The following is a 16,675-nucleotide window of genomic DNA, read 5'->3' as shown; positions in this document are numbered from 1 at the left end:
CCACAAGACAACTTGCTTTCTAGCTGTCGACTCTCTATGCCAGAATTCCATGCCAGTCATTGATAAACCACTCCACGAGCTACTCGAATATCACAGCAGCAACCCAAAGCCTGCCGATTTTAATGCCTTTTGGGATCGAGGCTTAACAGAGCTCAAAGCCATCGACCCACAGATCGCCTACACTGAAGTGGCCTTTCAGGCTCCCTACGCGAAGTGCCAATCCATCCACTTCACCGGCACGGGGGACGCGCGTGTACATGCCAAGCTGGCCACACCCCTCAAAGCATCCGCAAAGCCAGGGCCCGCACTGGTAATGTTTCACGGCTATTCTGGAGCCTCCGCAAACTGGACCGACATGCTCGCATACGTCGCGGCAGGCTATACCGTCGCCGCGCTCGATTGTCGCGGTCAAGGTGGCCAATCAGAAGACATCGTGCCCACCAAGGGTAACACCCTGCACGGGCACATCATCAAAGGACTCGATGATGCACCGGAGAAAATGTATTACCGTAATGTGTTTCTAGATACAGCGCGACTGGCACAAATAGTGATGACAATGGACACAGTCGACGCCGATCGCGTGGGCGCAATGGGCGGCAGCCAAGGCGGCGCCCTCGCTCTAGCTTGCGGCGCACTGGAGCCACGTATTCAACGCATCTACTCGCAATACCCCTTCCTCAGCGACTACAAGCGAGTTTGGAACATGGATCTGGATCAGAATGCCTACGTCGGTTTGCGCGACTATTTCCGCCGCTTTGATCCCTTACATCAACGAGAAGATGCCATATTCGAAAAGCTGGGCTATATCGACGTCAGCCACTTATCGGCGCGCATCCAAGCAGAGGTGCTAATGGGCATCACCCTAATGGATAATATCTGCCCCCCATCCACACAGTTTGCCGCGTTCAACGCAATTCAATCCCCCAAGCACAAACTGATTTACCCCGACTTCGGACATGAAGCCCTACCAGGTGCCCCCGAAGCCAGCTTTAAGTTCATGATGGGGCTTGCCTCGTTATAAACCACAATGGACAGGAGAATGGACACTCCTGTCCATTGCAGAGCATGAACTCGCTATGCGTCCCACGCATGGCTCGCATGGGCGTCCGCAACGAACTCGCTAAAGTCACGCGGCGCACGTCCGAGTGCGCGTTGAACGCCGTCGCCTAGGCTCTCGTTGCGCCCGTCGAGAACTTGAGTGAAGAGGTATTGGATCAGTTGAACCATTCCTTCGGGCAGGTCGGCCGCGCGCAGGCCGGCGACAAAGTCGTCCATGGGAATCTCGACAAACTGAACCGCTCGACCGGTCTGCGCAGCGATCGCCTGCGCGGTTTCGGCAAAGCTCAGCAGCCGCGGCCCAGTGATCTCGTAGATCTGCCCGGCGTGTCCATCTTCTGTCAGTGCGGCGACCGCGACGTCGGCAATGTCTTCCGCATCAACAAAAGGTTCGCGCACAGTGCTGACCGGTAAGGCGATCGTGCCGCCGAGCACCATGTCGTGCAGAAAAGACTCGGTGAAGTTTTGATTGAACCAGCTGCAGCGGACTACAGTCGCGGGGACGCCGCAGTGCAGGACAATACGTTCGCAGAGCTGCGCCTCTTCCTCGCCGCGACCGGAGAGGAGGACGATTTTGCGCACGCCTTTTTCCTTAGCGATGGCGACCAGTTCTCGGATGTCCTCGGACGCGCCGGGCACCGCGAGGTCAGGATGGTAGGCGACATACATTTCGTGGATGCCATCCAGCACGTCTCTCCAGTTACTGGAGTCGTGCCAGTCAAAGCTCGGAGAAGCCGAGCGCGAACCGATCCGAACGGAGCGGCCTTGGGCGACTAGACGCTCGACGACGCGACGTCCGGTTTTTCCGTTTCCTCCAATAACTAGTGTCGTGGTGGACGGTGTGGATGTGTGGGTTTGATTATGTGTTTTTGTTTTCATCGTCGCCATACTAACCCATTTCCACAGGACTTCCTATGGCATCGAGTCCACATAAATTGACATTTCGTCCAATTGGCTCAATTCTGGGACAACATGAGCATCGATACCTTGGAAACCGCCTTCCGCTCTGTGGATCCTCTGGGCGAGGCACTGCACTCACTCCACATGAGCGGCACCTTCTACAGCCGTTCCGAACTGACGGCTCCCTGGGGGATCGATCTGCCCGCGATGCCGGAATGCCTGATGTTTCATGTTGTCACCAAAGGGCGCTGCTGGATTGAGTTTCCCAATGGGGAGACGCAAGTGCTCAACAGCGGTGATTTCGCGCTCATACCACATGGACAAGGTCACACGATCGTGGACAATCCGGAGAGCAAAGCCATCAACATCTTCGAACTCGAGCGGGAACAGATTAGCCCACGATACGAATTATTGCGTCACGGTGGCGGCGGCGAGCTCGCACGCATCATCTGTGGCGCCGTCGCGGTTAAAGACCCCGCCGCGCAACGCGTCGTGAGTCTCTTGCCGAAGATTATCGTGATGCAAACGAACACGCCGGAGAATGATTGGCTGCTCGGAACGATTCGCATGATGATGAACGAAGCCGAAACGCTCAAGCCCGGCGGTGATACGATCATCACGCGCGTTTCGGACATCCTTGTCGTTCAGGCGATTCGTCATTGGCTGGAAAAGGAACCACTGGCCAAGACCGGTTGGCTGGGTGCACTCCACGACGAACAAATCGGCAAAGCCATCGCGCGGATTCATCGTCAACCGACGCATCCCTGGTCCGTCGAAGCCCTAGCCTCACAAGTCGGCATGTCACGCTCCAGCTTTGCAAAACGCTTCATGGACATGGTCGGCCAATCACCCATGCAGTATGTACGCCAATGGCGCTTTCAAGTCGCGGAAGGCTGGCTCCGTGAGACCGAGCGACCACTCGCAGAGATCGCAGAAAAATTAAGCTACGAATCCGAGGCTTCTTTCAATCGCAGCTTTAAGAAGTTTACTGGCCGCACGCCCGGCAGCCTGCGACGTCAAGCAAGGACAGCAAGCGAAGTCGAACGCTGAGCCATAACCCAAAACAAAAATTAACAATTCGCGCAGTGCGAATCATGTAAGAACTGGGGATAAAATTTTAGTTTAAAACACTACCTAGCTAAAGCGAGCACTAGGCCTAGCCCCTAAACGTTTTTAACTCTTCACAACTCTCAAGAATCGCTCGATGTCACGGCGTGAACGCAAGTGATACACCTGCTGGGTAGACTGTGCTTGCACAACATACTCCCGTTACTTGGGCGTCATCTTTTCGTGACACAGGCCGACAGTTCGGAAGGCATTAAGTGTGCCTTTCAGTAATGGGCTGCGCTCGGGCCAACCGAGCGCAGCCCAAGCGCCTTTAACGAAGCGCTTGGAAGCAACACCGTCACAAGGATGGCGACATCGCTTCGAAGGCGAGTAGTCGTGCTTAATACATGAACCTACACTTCTTCATTATAAATCACAGGCATCTGCCCTTTCCAGTGCTCCCAGAGCTCGGCGTCCTCGATTAAGCGTGCCATAAAGTCGGCCACGTTGATCCGACTAGTCTTGCCCGCATCAAAGATCGCACTACGCGTCGGCGACGGGTGCAGCGTATACGCACTGACTTCGGCCGCATCAATTAAACCATCCGGCCGAACGGCCACCCACTCGATGACATCGCGCTGCCCGACCTGCACACGGAGATAGTCCGCTGCTTGCTCGTTGTCGGGATGAGGCGGCAAGATCAGGCGTAACAAGCCAATCACACAATGCTGGGCGAGTGGGATCGGCTCGGCTAAATCACGGTTCCGGTTGCCGGTGGTATTCATCAAGAGAAACTTCACCGGCCTATTCGGCGAGTGAACTCGTATCGCGGCGCAAAGACGACGCGTCGCCTCCGTCACCAGACGACGTGGTTGACCATAAATCCCTTTCAAAGAAAGATTATGTCCCAAGCAAAGCGCCACCGCATCACAGCCGCGCACCTGCTGCACCAACTCGGCATCACTCAAATCAAGCAATGCGGCTTCTGCGACTTGTACCTGCGCATCCTCACGCAGCGCCTCGGGCAAACGCTCAACAGATCGAACCACCACATTGAGCAAATGCCCAGCCGCATGCAGGCGCGTGGCCAGCAAACATCCCGTGGCACCAGTTGCACCTGCGACAAAGACCTTCATAGGTATTGATCCAAAAAACTAAGGACCGGTGCTTCAAGGTCGAATGTGCACGGATGTAAATCGAAGCTATGCCCATCTTTAGACAATTCCAAATACAGATAGTCCAGATCTAAGTGATCCAGATGTTGCACCAACAGGCGCGAGCGCTCGACCGATACCGTAACATCCTTCGCGCCGTGCGCAATCAACATCGGCGGCATTGCTGAATCGATCCAGGTAATTGGCGAGGCCTCGCGCTCATTCGTTTGAGTCTGTTCCTTTGTCTCACCCGCAAAGGGAGAGACGGCACGTCCACGCACATCGTAATCGCCGTAAAGGTTCACGACGCAAGCGACCGCATTGGATTGCTCCAGATAGAGGCCTTGCTGGTTGAATTTCTCATGAAATGACGTACTCGCGAGCAGCATCGCCAGATGCGCCCCAGCCGACGATCCCATCACGGCGATCCGCGTAGGGTCGACACGATAGCGATCCGCGAATTTGCGGATAAAGCGTAGCGCCGTCTTACAGTCGTAAAAATTCGTCGGCCAAGCCAGGCGGGTAAGCTTACGCGGTCCCTCGCTATGGGCTTCCGTAATATTGAGCAGATAGTTAATCGAAAAGACCGCGTAGCCTGCCTTCGCTAAATCACGGCTGATACTGACTTCACGCGCGGCCGCCTTGTCCGACAAGCGCCAGCCGCCCCCATGGATCAACAACACAGCAGGGCAAGCGGACTCATGCCCCTGCGGCAAATAAGCATCCATGCGCTCCGCCCGCTCCTCTCCAAGGTAAGAAATCTCTTTTAACTCTTCGATCATCGAATATGATTTATCCGGCGAAACTCACCTTGACGATTTCAAAATGATAATGAGGGCACTCCCGCAGATGGATCAAACACAGCGTAGCACTTCATCAAGCGGACGTCGTACCTTCTGCGGCCAATTCCCCGCGGCCGCACGACCGACGGTGACCAACATAACCGGAATGGCATCAGCAGACAGCGCAAATGTCTGGCATACAGCAGCCGCATCGAAGCCACCGAGCACCCCGGTATCGAGGCCCCGTTCCCGGGCGGCCACGATGAGCGACATCGCCGCCAAAGAAGCCGAGCGAATCGCCTCGTCGCGCTGCAGTGCCACATTGCCTTCGTGCGATCCGGTCGCCATATCGACCCAGGTTTGCTGCGTCACGGCATCGATGATCCCAACATCCACCGACGGCTGTAAACGCTCGGCTAATGATTCATAAGCACACACATGCCCCGCGACAATAAAAGTCACCGCGGCATCACGCACCTGTCGCTGCCCATAGGATAGATCCATTAATTGTTGCTTCGCGGCATCGGAGTGCACCGCGATGAAGCTCCAGTTCTGCAAATGAAAGGCGGAGGGTGCCTGCGTGGCCAAACGAACGAGTTCGCGGATGCTCGTGCTGTCGAGTGTCGCACTCGGATCAAAACGCCCGCTAGTGACACGATTTTCAAGGATGGATGGACTGAGTTCTATCATGATATTTCCTGGTTAAGGTGGTGGGTTGGTGAAAATTCGATTTATGCGGCCTTAGCTTTAAGCGTTCCCTGGCTGTCGCCATTCGGCTTCGTTCGCCGCTGCCACTGCAGCGCGAACACCGAAGCAAGCACGATCAGGATGCCGAGGATTTCGCGCAGTCGCATCGCTTCGCCGAGCATGAGCCAGCCCAAGAGAATGGCAGTCACTGGACTGAGTAATCCGAGCGCTGAGACAGCCACAGATGACAAACGGGCAATTCCACGAAACCACAGCGCATAGGCAAACAGCGTGCCAAGGATGCTGAGGTAAGTATAGCCAACGACATTCGTCATAGATAAGCTGAAGAGCGGGGGCTCGATGAATATTGCCCAGGGTAATAAGAGCAGGCCGCCGAGTGCCAGTTGCCAGCCAGTGAAGGCCAGCAAGGGCATGTCCGATTTCCAGCGCCGCGACAGAAATATACCAGCCGCCATACTGGCCGATGCCGTCAAGGCTGCGCAGATTCCAACAAAATCCCATTTCGCATCAGGCGACAAGATCAGCAAAGCCATGCCGGCCACTGCACTCAATGCAATGCCCACAGCGCTTCCCGTCGGCCGCATCTGGTCGACGCCCCAAGCCAAGGCCAAGATCATCAACGGTTGCAAGGCGCCGGTGATCGCAGCGATCCCACCGGGCAAGCGATAGGCAGCCACAAATAGCAACGCCTGAAAGGCAGCAATGTTCAGCCCCGACAACAGCAACAAACGGCCCCACGAAATAAAGTGCACACGCTGACGCGTGTAGGCAATGAGCAGCATGCCCGCCGGCAAGGTGCGAATCACAGCCGCCCACAAAGGACGCCCTTCGGGCAAATATTCGGTGGCCACGAGATAAGTGGTCCCCCAAAGAATGGGCGCGAGCGCTGTCAACAAGACACTCCCTGGCGCGAACGGAAACATCGGCCTGCTCATCCTTCCGCCTTTCCGAATGAAGGGCTCAAACGATCAACCACGTATCGATCCAGTGAATACAATCCACCGCCGGATCCGACCAGTGCAATTGCTGCCCCGACAAACAACAATGTAAACTGAATGCCCTCCCCGGCCTGGGTGCCCGACCAGTTCATAAAAAATCCATGCGGCCATTGCACCATGACCATCGCGCCCAACATCACGGCAGCCAAAGCCGCCGAAGCCACGCGTGTGCCAAGCCCCAACAAGAGCAAGAGCGGGGCAAAGAATTCCACCAAGATGACGCCCAAAGCAATCGGAGCAGGTATGCCCAAACTCTCAGTGAAGAATGCCATCGTACCAGACAAACCATAGCCTCCAAACCAGCCAAATAGCTTTTGCGCACCGTGCGGCCACATCACTACTGCCAGGCTGATGCGAAGTGGAAGTGCGTGAACCGCAGCCGTGGTTGCCAGCAGACTGCGAATCAAGGAGAGTTTCGTGCTATTCTTTTCGTTTTTCATGTCCCTATTCTAGCAGCCAATCCTCCGGCTGACTAATACCGCGGGCTTGCCTTTGTTATGCATTTTCTGCATACCCACTTTTATGTTGGATCGAATACGGAGTTTTCTTGCCGTGCTGGAAGCGGGCAGCGTCAACCGCGCGGCCCGACAGCTCGGCATCGCCCAGCCGACACTGTCCCGCCACATTCAGAGTCTGGAGCAAGAGATCGGCGGGCCGCTCTTTGAACGGGACAATAAAGGCATGCTCCCGACTGATCTGGGCTTTCACCTGCGCGACAGCTTCGAGCCGATCATTAAAAACTACGACCTCGCGCTGGCGGATGTCTGCGCCTTTGCGCAAGGACGCCAGCAACAATTACGCGTCGGCTATCTGGGGATGGCGGCCTCCAAATTTCTAAATCCTGCGCTCAGTAAACTCAAAGCAGCCCATCCCGACATCCAACTACTCCTCTTCGATCAAACGCCAGCGGAGCAGCTACAAGCCCTACAAGCGGGCAAACTCGACGTGGCACTCATTGGGCAAGAAGGAGCCGCACAAACCAACGACTTTTATAAACGGCGCGCCGCAAAACTGGGCGTTTGCGCCGCGCTACCTGCAGAGCATCCTCTTGCCGCAGAACCCGAGCTTTCTTTAGCCCAGCTCAAGGGCGAGCGCTTCATCGGCGTCACCCCCAAGGATGTGCCCGGGCGTAATCACTGGATGAGCGAGCTTTGCAGCCAAGCGGGCTTCAAGCCGCGCTTTATCAGAAATAGCGAAAGCGTGACCGAAACCTTCACCCTCATCGCTGGTGAGAATGCCGTCACCCTCTTGCCCGACTACATCAGCAGCCCGCCACCACCGGGCGTCGTATTCTGCAGACTCACCGACAAGTGGGCGCATTGGGAACTCTTCGTACTACGCCAACGCGGACGCGGCTCTGCACCCGCCCGCCAACTCGTCGACTGGATCGGCATATAGAACAACTCCCCCCCCTAACGGCGCATGCGTAAATTTTCCGCAGTGGCTGCAACCATCACTAAAAGGCAACCTATCAGTGTGCGCGGGGCGGGCACTTCGTCCAAGAAAAACAGGCCGAGTACAATCCCATAGGGCACCATCAAACTGGTGATGATTAAAACACTTTTCGCCTCCAGCTCGCGCAAGGCGGAGACGTTGAGGAAGTGTGGGATTGCGGTAAAAAAGACGCCTAAGAGTAATAGATTGACCCAATTGTCTTTCAAATCGTCCTGTGGAACGCCGACGCCCGCATACGCAAACAGAACTGCGATCCCGATCAATTGATAGAATAAGAGCACTAAGCTGGAGGAATTTTTCGCCCGACTGCGGTGGTGCAAATTTTGTCGCAGCGCGAGAAAGAGCGCGGAGATCACACCTAGCACCACGCCTTTGAGGTAGCCACTGTTCCAATCAAAGTTCGGAATCAGGCACAGCACCCCGAGAAAGACGACTCCACAAAGTAATAAGTCCACCACATCCGGCCACTCTCGACGCATGACAGCCTCAATCAATACAGAGAGCACAGGCGCTACAAAGAGCGAGGTAATGCCGATCGCCACCGTCGAAACTTGAATGGATGCATAATAGGTGGCCCAATGGATGCCAAACATAGCCCCGAGTCCGATCTGATAATACACGTCGCGCCGACGCTCAAGCTTCATGGAGCGCCCGGTCAGGCGACAAAGTAGCCACATCACAAACATGGCCACAACAGTGCGCCAAAATGTGATCACATCGGCAGCAAGTGGAATCAATTTCGCAAACAGTGCCGTGCCTCCAAACAGAAGCGCGGCCAAATGAGCGTGTAGTATTCCTTGTTTTCGAGTGGCAATCACGCTGCGCACCTTTCAGCAGGCCTGCGCGAGGTCAACTCAGGAGCGAATAAAGACTGATTATTTTACGCACGCAGCCCTGCGTCTGTCTGTCAGCGACTAGCAAAGCATCCTATGAGGACACGCTCACTCTTTCTTCTCGCTGGCGTAAATGGTAATATCGGCCGACCTCTCACCTGTAATTTCCTGGGCACGTTTCAGTGCATCGCGGGTAGAAATGGTGGGGTTTTCGGGATGGTAACGAAAGAAATTCGATTCTCCTAATGTCTCTAATAAGCCTGAGTTCTGAAAGACGCGCTCGATATAAGGATGTGCCCCGCTCACAATGACATCGCGCCCATTCTTACGTGCAAACAGCACCAGCTCTTTAATTGTAAGTGCCACAGAAGCATCCAAATTGTGCGCATTGCGCAGGCGTAAAATGATCACACTGAGAGCTGGGTGGGTGACGACGTGACGCATCTGATCCAAAAAAACATCGCTGGATGCGAAAAACAGGTCTCCTTCCACGTGTACGATCGCGATCTCTGGACGCTCCTTGCGCTCTTGCTCCAACTTCTGCTCGACCAGCTTGCCACTATCATCAAAAGAGACCTCCATCAGTCCTGGCTTACTCGCCTTGTGCAAGAAGAGCCCAATCGATGCGGCCGTGCCGATGTAGATCGCTGTATCCAGCGCGAAAAAGAGCCCTCCGAAAAAAGTGACTAGAAATACGGTCGCATCGCTGCGCGTAGTCTTTAACATAACCGCGATATTGGCACGATTGATCAAAGAGACGCCCACGACGATCACCAGCATTGCGAGTGCCGGCTTCGGAATATAGCCGATAAATCGCCCCAGCAAAAAGAGCCCGATCACTAAGAAAATGCCATTAAAAATACTGGATACGATCGTCTGCGCGCCGCTTTTAAAATTGAGCACCGAGCGGGTCAGCGAGCCCGACACCACCATGCCGCCTCCCAAAGCACTCACGAAACTGGCTGCACTCATACTCAACATCTGCTGGTTCAGATCCACTCGATCGCCCGATTGGGCCGCCAGGGTCTTGGCAATTGAAGAGCTCTCCAGCAGTGAAAGAAATGCTACAGCCAATGCCCCGTTAGCCAGCACTGCTAAGTCGCCGATCTCGAAGTGAGGTAGGCCAAACTGCCAAGAACTAATACTAACCGGGCTCAGCATTTCTGCGTGGATGCCATAATGTCTCAGAACCGCGGCCAGACCTGCCACGACTAGCAGACTGATCGCGATGTTGGGCAGGCCTTTTGCCCAGCGCCGTAGTGGCAAGAAGACCAGTAATGTGAGCGACGCCACGACGAGCGCTTCCCACTGTGTCTCTCCAATCCCTAATATCAAGAGCTTCAAAGACTCCGCGAAGGTGCCAGCTCGCGGCACATGTAAGCCTAGCACGGTTTTCATTTGATTCACTATAATCAAGAAGGCCGCGGCCGTAATATAGCCGACAACCACCGCACGCGAGACGTATTGAGTCAAATTTGCGATACCGATCAGCGCACCGGCTAACATAAAGACAGCAACCAGAATCAACAGCACCGGCAGGGCCAGCATCGCCTGCTCAGGAGCATAGCCTAAAGTCAAAAAGGTGCTCAATAGCATGACCGCAGTGGCATTCGAAGGCCCGATCAACACAAAACGTGAGCTTGCGAAACAAGGCGCGGTCACACTCGACAGCGCAGAGCAAAAGATTCCCATCTGTACCGGCAAGCCCGCAATCAAGGCATACGCCATGCTCTGAGGAAAATCGAGCAAGCACACATTCAAACCAGCACGACAATCAGCCATGGCCTTGCGAAAGGTGTACTGCCTCAAAGTACGGTAGAGCGGAAACGGGTGTAGCCCACTTTGACGAATCCAATTCAATAGCTTACCAAACATCAGAAATAAAAGATTAAGCGTAGATGAGGCAGCGCGTAAAGAACGGTGTCAATCTTTCAGGCGGAAACAAAGAGGTTTCGTAACTCTAAGTGGCCTCGTCCACGAAGCCTAGATAGAGCCTATATTCAGATCTAAAAGCCGAAAATGGATGCACCGCAGGCGCACGCTCAGCACAATCCTCCGAAAATACTAACGGGAACTTTGAAACGCATGCATCTTCGCTTTCTCTTCCTCAAACTTCCTACGGTTACAATTACAGTGCAAACACAGCGGGGAGTTATACAACAATACGAATTTCTCCCGCAGTTTAAGCGGCCGCTGCTGGCCCAACTCGACTAAGTGCATAGCGGGCCCACAACTCGGAACTAAGGCACCCAAGCTGTCAAATAACATATCAGCAGCCGAACGCGTTCCCTTCTTAGACTTGGGTGATTGACTCATATCTACTATGATAGAACAGAGTTTAGCAATTTTCCAATCGTCCTCTGCCTTTTTTTATAGCAAATCCCTCATACATGCTTTTTCGCGCTCACATCTTCTTCGGTCTACTTCTGAGTCTCAGCTGCCTCGGTGTTTACGCTGCGCCCTCAACCGATCGCATCGAATTCTACTATGGCATTGCTGAAGGCAATTATTTGATCGGCGACCTGCAAGGTGCCGAGCGCGGCATTGAGCAAATATTGCGGCTCAACCCAAACTATTTGCCCGCTCTCACCCTGCAAGCACGAGCCATGCTCGACCAAGGCAAATCCGAGTCAGCGCTCGCTGCCGCCGAGCGAGCGCTCAGCTTGGAACCTGAGAACAACGAACACGTCCTGCTCAAGGCCTTGGTGCTGGGCAATATGCAACGCCGCGACGAGGCCAGCGCGTTGATACAACAAGTCCTCGAACAAGCCCCCACCCAAAGTGACGACGCCCGCGCAGCCAACCAATTACTGGGCTTGCTCCGCATGGCTGCCGGCGAATGGGATCAAGCCGCAGAGGCTTTTAACAATATCTATCTAGCCGACCCCAGCAGCGCCAACAGTAGCCTACGCCTCAGCAGCGAGGCCTATCTGGAAAAAGCTCGCGTCGAGATGCAGGCGGGGGCGCACGACGAAGCTGTCGCCGCCATCGATCAAGCCATCGCCGTCTACCAAGCAGAAACTGGAAAGGAAGCACTACAACAACGCACCGCACTCCGACTCATGCGCGCGCGACTGCTCACGCAGATGGGTCGCTTCGAAGCGGCGATCAAGGACCTGCAAATGTTGATCGGACAGCAAGCCGACAACTACGAAGCTCTCATCACACTCGCTTCGCTCTACGCCAGTGTCGAGCGCTGGGACTCACTCGAAGCTGTATTGGAACCGATCTCCCAGCAACCACAACTCAAAGACGTGGCGCTCTACCTAAGTGGCCGTGCCGCACTGGCCCAGAACCGCGTGGGCACCGCACGGGCGAAATTTGAAGCTGCCATAGACGCCCTGCCCTCAGAAGCTGAGCAACTGCGTCGCTCACTCTATTTCTACCGCGGGATCTGCCTGCAGAGGCTCAACCGACAGGCAGAAGCTCAAGTCGCTCTGCTCGCGGCGATCGATGCAGGCTTCCGCCCCGAAACCAGCGAAGAGGCCCTCATCGCCAGCCGCGCCTTGCTACGCGCTCAACGCCCCGCCGATGCCATTCCAATCCTAGAGGCCATCACCTTAAATCGCATCGCACCGAATGCCGCCGCCTGGGCAATGCTGGGGCGCGCACACCTCGCAGCCGACACCCCAGCTCTAGCACTCAGCGCATTGAACGAATCATTACAGATAGACTCGGAGCAAGCCGACACCCGTGCTCTGCGCGGCTCCCTACTACGCAAAGTCGGCGACCTCACAGGAGCCCTCAGCGACTACCAAGTTGCCAGTCGCTTGGCCCCGGAAAATGCATCCATCGCGTACGCCAGTGGACTCGTTCACTTACAACTCGGTGAGATCGCCCAAGCCGAACAAGTCATAGCCGGCGCGGCTCAGCAACTTCCCGACAACGCGGGCATCCAACTGCTACATGCACTCCTCGCCTACACCACCCACCAGGCCGAGGCTGCCATTGCCTCCTTGCGCAGGTATCAAGCAAAAGTCACAGAAAACCAGAACCCCACAGCACTCTACCTCGACTTCCTGCTCGATTCGCAAAATTCGGATCAGTTGAACGACGATGAAGTCAGTCGATATTTCAAAGGGGAATACACGCGCAAACAAGCGCTGGATGCCTCCGGAACAGCCGAAACTCCCGCGCAGGCCCGCTGGCAGATCTGCTCGACCGCCTTTTGGCTAGCACAATTTGAACGTGCTCAAGGTAAAGACAAGACCCACCGGGAACTACTCAAAATCGCGCTCGAAGCCGGCAATCCCGATCTAACAGAATTCCAGCTAGCCAAATGGCAATTGGAGAAAAATTAAGCCGCCACCAGCACAACCTCACCGCCCACAAATAAGTTTCGAACCCACACCGCTACCAGAACAGTGTAAGCTCGCTTCTTCGAACCGGGGCCCGCGCCCGCTCAACGAAACGCTTACTTCAAATCAAAACGCGCACCGGACTCGCCAGCACCTAGCTCAGGCTCGCCGACGCTCAAGCGATCGGGAGTAATCCCTTGAGCCGTCACCAGATGCTCACGAATAGCCACGGCCCGAGTAGTCGCCAAATGAGCTCGATCCGTATCCGTAAGCTCAATACTTGGTAACAATGCCGCCACCATCTGCTTCAACTCGGGCGCGTCATCGGCCGACGCAACAAGTTCTGGCGTCGCTCCCGCCTGACTGAACTCTCGATAGCGCTGAGTCAGGCGTTTGCGATACAGCGCTTCGTCTTTAATAGCAGCGTCGCCGAGCAAAGCCATACGTAACTGCTCTTCCGCCAGGACTCTCTCATCGTCGGCAGAAATCTGCGGCGTGATCGCCAGCTTGAGACCCGGTCGCTCTTTCAAAGCAGTGGCCAATGTATTGAGTCGCGACACCATGGCGGCCTTCAACTCTCCTGAGCCAGAATCAAAACGGACCCGCGAAAGGTCCTCCTCTCCACCAGGCACCAAACCAGACAACAGCTTAAAAGGTGCCGCAGCCACATTGGTAATCAAGCCAACGATGGCCGTGCGCACGATTTGCCCAATGCCCACTTTAGGATCATTCAAATCCCCAGAAAGTGGCAATGACAGATTCATCACCCCATTGGGCCCTTTGAGCAAGGTGACAGCCAGATCCAGTGGCAGACTCACCGCGTTTTCGCTCTCGACTCGATCGCCAAGCTCCAATTGCTCTATGCGAATTTGATTACTCGCCTTAAGTTGACTCGCTTCAATCACCCAATCCGAATCGAGATTGAAAGTGCCACTGGCAATACGCCGGCCCACGGCTTGCCCCGAATAGGTCGAAAAACCAGGCAAGGACAGTCCGCTCAGTGAAGCTTGCAGACGAGTGCTCTCTTTGGGCCGACTCAAATTCAGCCCCCCCTGCAGCTCGAAGCGGCTGCCATTGATCTTTGAATTTAAATCGAGCTCCGCAGGCTCACTGCCTGCGAGGTCCAGGCCGCGCAGCATCAGGCCGATTTCATCCATGACGATGCGAGGCGCAGGCTCCATGCTTTGATCCACATAAGTGATGCTGCCCTCGGCAATCGCGAAAGTGTCGATGCGGATAGGCGTCGCCTCTCCGCTATCCGCGGCCGCTGCCTCGCTGGCTGCTGGCACCTCTTCGGCCACCGCCTCACTTGCAGTTGCGGCAGTCGAGGGCTGTTGAGTGAAGATAATCTCAGGCTGATCCAGCACCACCGCATCCATCGCCAAAGAGAAAGGCGCCAAATCTAAACGTAATTCAGACAGCTGTAAACGTTGCCACTTGGCGTGCAAATTCTCATCGTAGATAAGATCCATACCGAGGATCGAAGCATTACCCGTCAGCGATTGCGACCCTGAGGCTGCGTACTCAAAACGTCCATCAAAGCCAAATGTGCCACTCTCAATCTGGGTGGTCGCAAAATTTTGAGTATAAGGTGAGAGCAGCTGCAAGGGAATCCCTTGTAGCTGCATCGATAGATCCAGCTCAGACTCCATCGGCACGATACTGCCGGCAATATGCGCGCTGCCCGATTCGCCGATCAAATAATTGGCCTGCAATTGAATGGGGGCTGAAAGGTCCGACGAGAGGCTTGTCAGCGTCATCTGAGGAATCTCAACGGTCAAACTAGCCAAGCCCGCAGCCAGCACTTCCTCCCAGACGATACGGTAATCACTCAAGCTCAACTGGCCGATTTGATACGTCAAGGCCGGCAGCAAACTCTCACGAGCAGCCGGTTCTGGCGTAGGCTCTTCTGGCGCAGTTCCTTCGCTCGCAGCTGGCAACACCAGCAAGTGTGCTAGATTAATTTCTCCCTTCGCATCTCGTGCGATCCGAGTCGCTCCGTCCGACACCGTGATACTAGCGATCTCCAGCGCCATCTCTGGAAAACGAAAGCCAATGCCGTCGAGCGAAACAGCATCCACCGAGATGAGTTGCTCAGACTGCCCGATGGGCTCACAGAGCAATTCATTTAAACTCACTTGCCCCTGCTGCAGCTCGAGCAACTGATCCATACTGGAAAGGTCCAACACATAGTCGAAGCGCAAACCAAAGACGGCACGCTTGAGATCGAATCGAATCAACTCACTATAATAAGGAGATAAATCGTGCACAGCCAAGCCGCTTAAGCTAAAAGCACCCGCACTACGAATTGGGCGACTCTGGAAATCTCCCTGCCAAGTCAAAACCGCACCATCATCCATCTCAGCGACAAAGCGCATGTCGGTATCGCCCTCAATCACCGTCGTCAGCCCGCGCAATGTAAAATCAATCGGATCCACCACTTTGTGATAAGTCGTCGCAGCTGTCAGATCTACAAACTCAACGCGCCCAGCGGAGACTTCCAACAAGTCCACTCGTAATTCAGGCACCTCAGTCAAATTCAACTCATCGACCCAATTACGCCAATCCCCAGCGTCATCTGAGTCGACTGATTCGACTGGATCTTGCTGAGCCAGCCCCGGCCTCTTTTCATAGCGCAACTCGGCACCGGCGAGACGCAACACATCAAGCACCGGGTAAAACTTAACAAAAGTCGCAGCGCTAAGATTCAATTCCGCCGTCTGCCAGTCTAAGGACCAAGCCCCCGCAGCATCGGCTAGTTGTAAGCCCTCCACGCGAAACGCGCCCGAAAAAGGATTAATCCGCACCTTAGCGATCGTCGAATCCGGACTGAAACGCGCCTGTAATTGCTGTTCACCAAAATGCCGGATCAGAGCTGGCGCGATCCAAAAACCAATCAAGGCATACCAAATAACCAAAGCAGCGAAGATAACCAAAGTTTTTGAGAATCGATTCATACTCATACAACTAACACTCCATCAACCCAAAGCAACCGCTGAGTCGAAATGAGGCACGGAGAGCAAGCGGAATAAAATAAAGCCGAGCGCAGCTTGCACTGAGATGCAACAAGCAGAATTAGAGACCAAATCATCAAGCCCCTGAAAGAGGAAATTTAGGCACAGCGACACTAGAGGATAAAATCAGAGGCTCCCAACGAGATCATCGTTTTAACATCCACAAACAAAAACACTCGACCGTTACACTCAGACGCAGCCCTCTGGGACCTTGCCCAGAATCATGTGCCGGAACTACTCACAAGGGTGCTCAATTACTAAAGCGCTCTGATGAATTCAGCAAAGTCTAACCATATTGATCTTTAAATTTTGCGTTTGCCCCCTGCCCACTCCCCGGGATCGCAGGTCTCCGCACCTGCTCTGCACGCACGGAATCGGAGTCATTCCCCGGGATCGCAGGTCTCCGCACCTGCTCTGCACGCACGGAATC

Annotated in this window: 13 protein-coding genes; 4 read left to right on the top strand and 9 right to left on the bottom strand. The window is 54.8% G+C overall.

The annotated features are described in order from the left end of the window. Nucleotides 1-49 precede the first annotated feature (49 nt). Nucleotides 50-1,021 (top strand): acetylxylan esterase, encoded by a 972-nt coding sequence (locus QEH52_RS16420; protein WP_308951916.1) that lies wholly within the window; start codon nt 50-52, stop codon nt 1,019-1,021. Between the two features lie 53 nt (nt 1,022-1,074). Here QEH52_RS16420 and QEH52_RS16415 read toward each other — a convergent pair whose 3' ends face one another. After that, complete coding sequence (locus QEH52_RS16415) at nt 1,075-1,935, bottom strand: NmrA family NAD(P)-binding protein (RefSeq protein ID WP_308951915.1); 861 nt, start codon at nt 1,933-1,935, stop codon at nt 1,075-1,077. A gap of 93 nt (nt 1,936-2,028) precedes the next feature. Between QEH52_RS16415 and QEH52_RS16410 the strand changes: the two genes are divergently transcribed. Further along, the gene (locus QEH52_RS16410; protein WP_308951913.1) at nt 2,029-3,006 is read left to right on the top strand and encodes an AraC family transcriptional regulator; all 978 of its coding nucleotides are present in this window, start codon (nt 2,029-2,031) and stop codon (nt 3,004-3,006) included. A gap of 410 nt (nt 3,007-3,416) precedes the next feature. Here the strand turns inward: QEH52_RS16410 and QEH52_RS16405 are convergent, their stop codons facing one another. The 5 genes from QEH52_RS16405 to QEH52_RS16385 all read right to left on the bottom strand — a co-directional run bounded on the left by QEH52_RS16405 (nt 3,417) and on the right by QEH52_RS16385 (nt 7,085). Continuing rightward, nucleotides 3,417-4,139 (bottom strand): NAD(P)-dependent oxidoreductase, encoded by a 723-nt coding sequence (locus QEH52_RS16405; protein WP_308951912.1) that lies wholly within the window; start codon nt 4,137-4,139, stop codon nt 3,417-3,419. Beyond that, nucleotides 4,136-4,939 carry an alpha/beta hydrolase fold domain-containing protein gene (locus QEH52_RS16400; protein WP_308951910.1) on the bottom strand — a complete coding sequence of 268 codons (804 nt, stop codon included), beginning with the start codon at nt 4,937-4,939 and terminating at the stop codon, nt 4,136-4,138. Before QEH52_RS16400 ends, QEH52_RS16405 begins: the two co-directional genes overlap by 4 nt. Nucleotides 4,940-5,011: 72 nt before the next feature. Beyond that, nucleotides 5,012-5,629, bottom strand: a complete 618-nt coding sequence (locus QEH52_RS16395; protein ID WP_308951909.1) for a nitroreductase family protein — start codon at nt 5,627-5,629, stop codon at nt 5,012-5,014. A gap of 41 nt (nt 5,630-5,670) precedes the next feature. Further along, nucleotides 5,671-6,570 (bottom strand): EamA family transporter, encoded by a 900-nt coding sequence (locus tag QEH52_RS16390; RefSeq protein WP_308951907.1) that lies wholly within the window; start codon nt 6,568-6,570, stop codon nt 5,671-5,673. A gap of 8 nt (nt 6,571-6,578) precedes the next feature. Continuing rightward, entirely contained in the window at nt 6,579-7,085 is a 507-nt protein-coding gene (locus QEH52_RS16385; protein ID WP_308951905.1) for a DoxX family protein, read from the bottom strand. A gap of 82 nt (nt 7,086-7,167) precedes the next feature. On the opposite strand from QEH52_RS16385, the gene QEH52_RS16380 reads away from it, so the two are divergent. Continuing rightward, nucleotides 7,168-8,043, top strand: a complete 876-nt coding sequence (locus QEH52_RS16380; protein WP_308951904.1) for a LysR family transcriptional regulator — start codon at nt 7,168-7,170, stop codon at nt 8,041-8,043. 14 nt (nt 8,044-8,057) lie between these two features. On the opposite strand, the gene QEH52_RS16375 is transcribed toward QEH52_RS16380, so the two are convergent. Together QEH52_RS16375 and QEH52_RS16370 are read right to left on the bottom strand one after the other, a co-directional pair. Further along, complete coding sequence (locus QEH52_RS16375) at nt 8,058-8,918, bottom strand: DMT family transporter (protein WP_308951902.1); 861 nt, start codon at nt 8,916-8,918, stop codon at nt 8,058-8,060. A gap of 123 nt (nt 8,919-9,041) precedes the next feature. Next, nucleotides 9,042-10,808 (bottom strand): SulP family inorganic anion transporter, encoded by a 1,767-nt coding sequence (locus QEH52_RS16370; RefSeq protein ID WP_308951901.1) that lies wholly within the window; start codon nt 10,806-10,808, stop codon nt 9,042-9,044. A gap of 515 nt (nt 10,809-11,323) precedes the next feature. Here QEH52_RS16370 and QEH52_RS16365 point away from each other — a divergent pair. Further along, nucleotides 11,324-13,234: a tetratricopeptide repeat protein gene (locus QEH52_RS16365; RefSeq protein ID WP_308951900.1), complete on the top strand. Its 1,911-nt coding sequence runs from the start codon at nt 11,324-11,326 to the stop codon at nt 13,232-13,234. A 113-nt stretch (nt 13,235-13,347) separates the two neighbouring features. Here QEH52_RS16365 and QEH52_RS16360 read toward each other — a convergent pair whose 3' ends face one another. Continuing rightward, nucleotides 13,348-16,188, bottom strand: coding sequence for a DUF748 domain-containing protein (locus tag QEH52_RS16360; protein WP_308951898.1), 2,841 nt, complete (start codon nt 16,186-16,188; stop codon nt 13,348-13,350). Between the last annotated feature and the right edge of the window lie 487 nt (nt 16,189-16,675).

This window comes from Thalassobacterium maritimum, assembly GCF_031127805.1.
In the GTDB taxonomy this organism is placed as follows: domain Bacteria; phylum Verrucomicrobiota; class Verrucomicrobiia; order Opitutales; family Coraliomargaritaceae; genus Thalassobacterium; species Thalassobacterium maritimum.
Note: the sequence above shows the minus strand (reverse complement) of the source record. Positions and strands in the feature narration are given on the sequence as shown.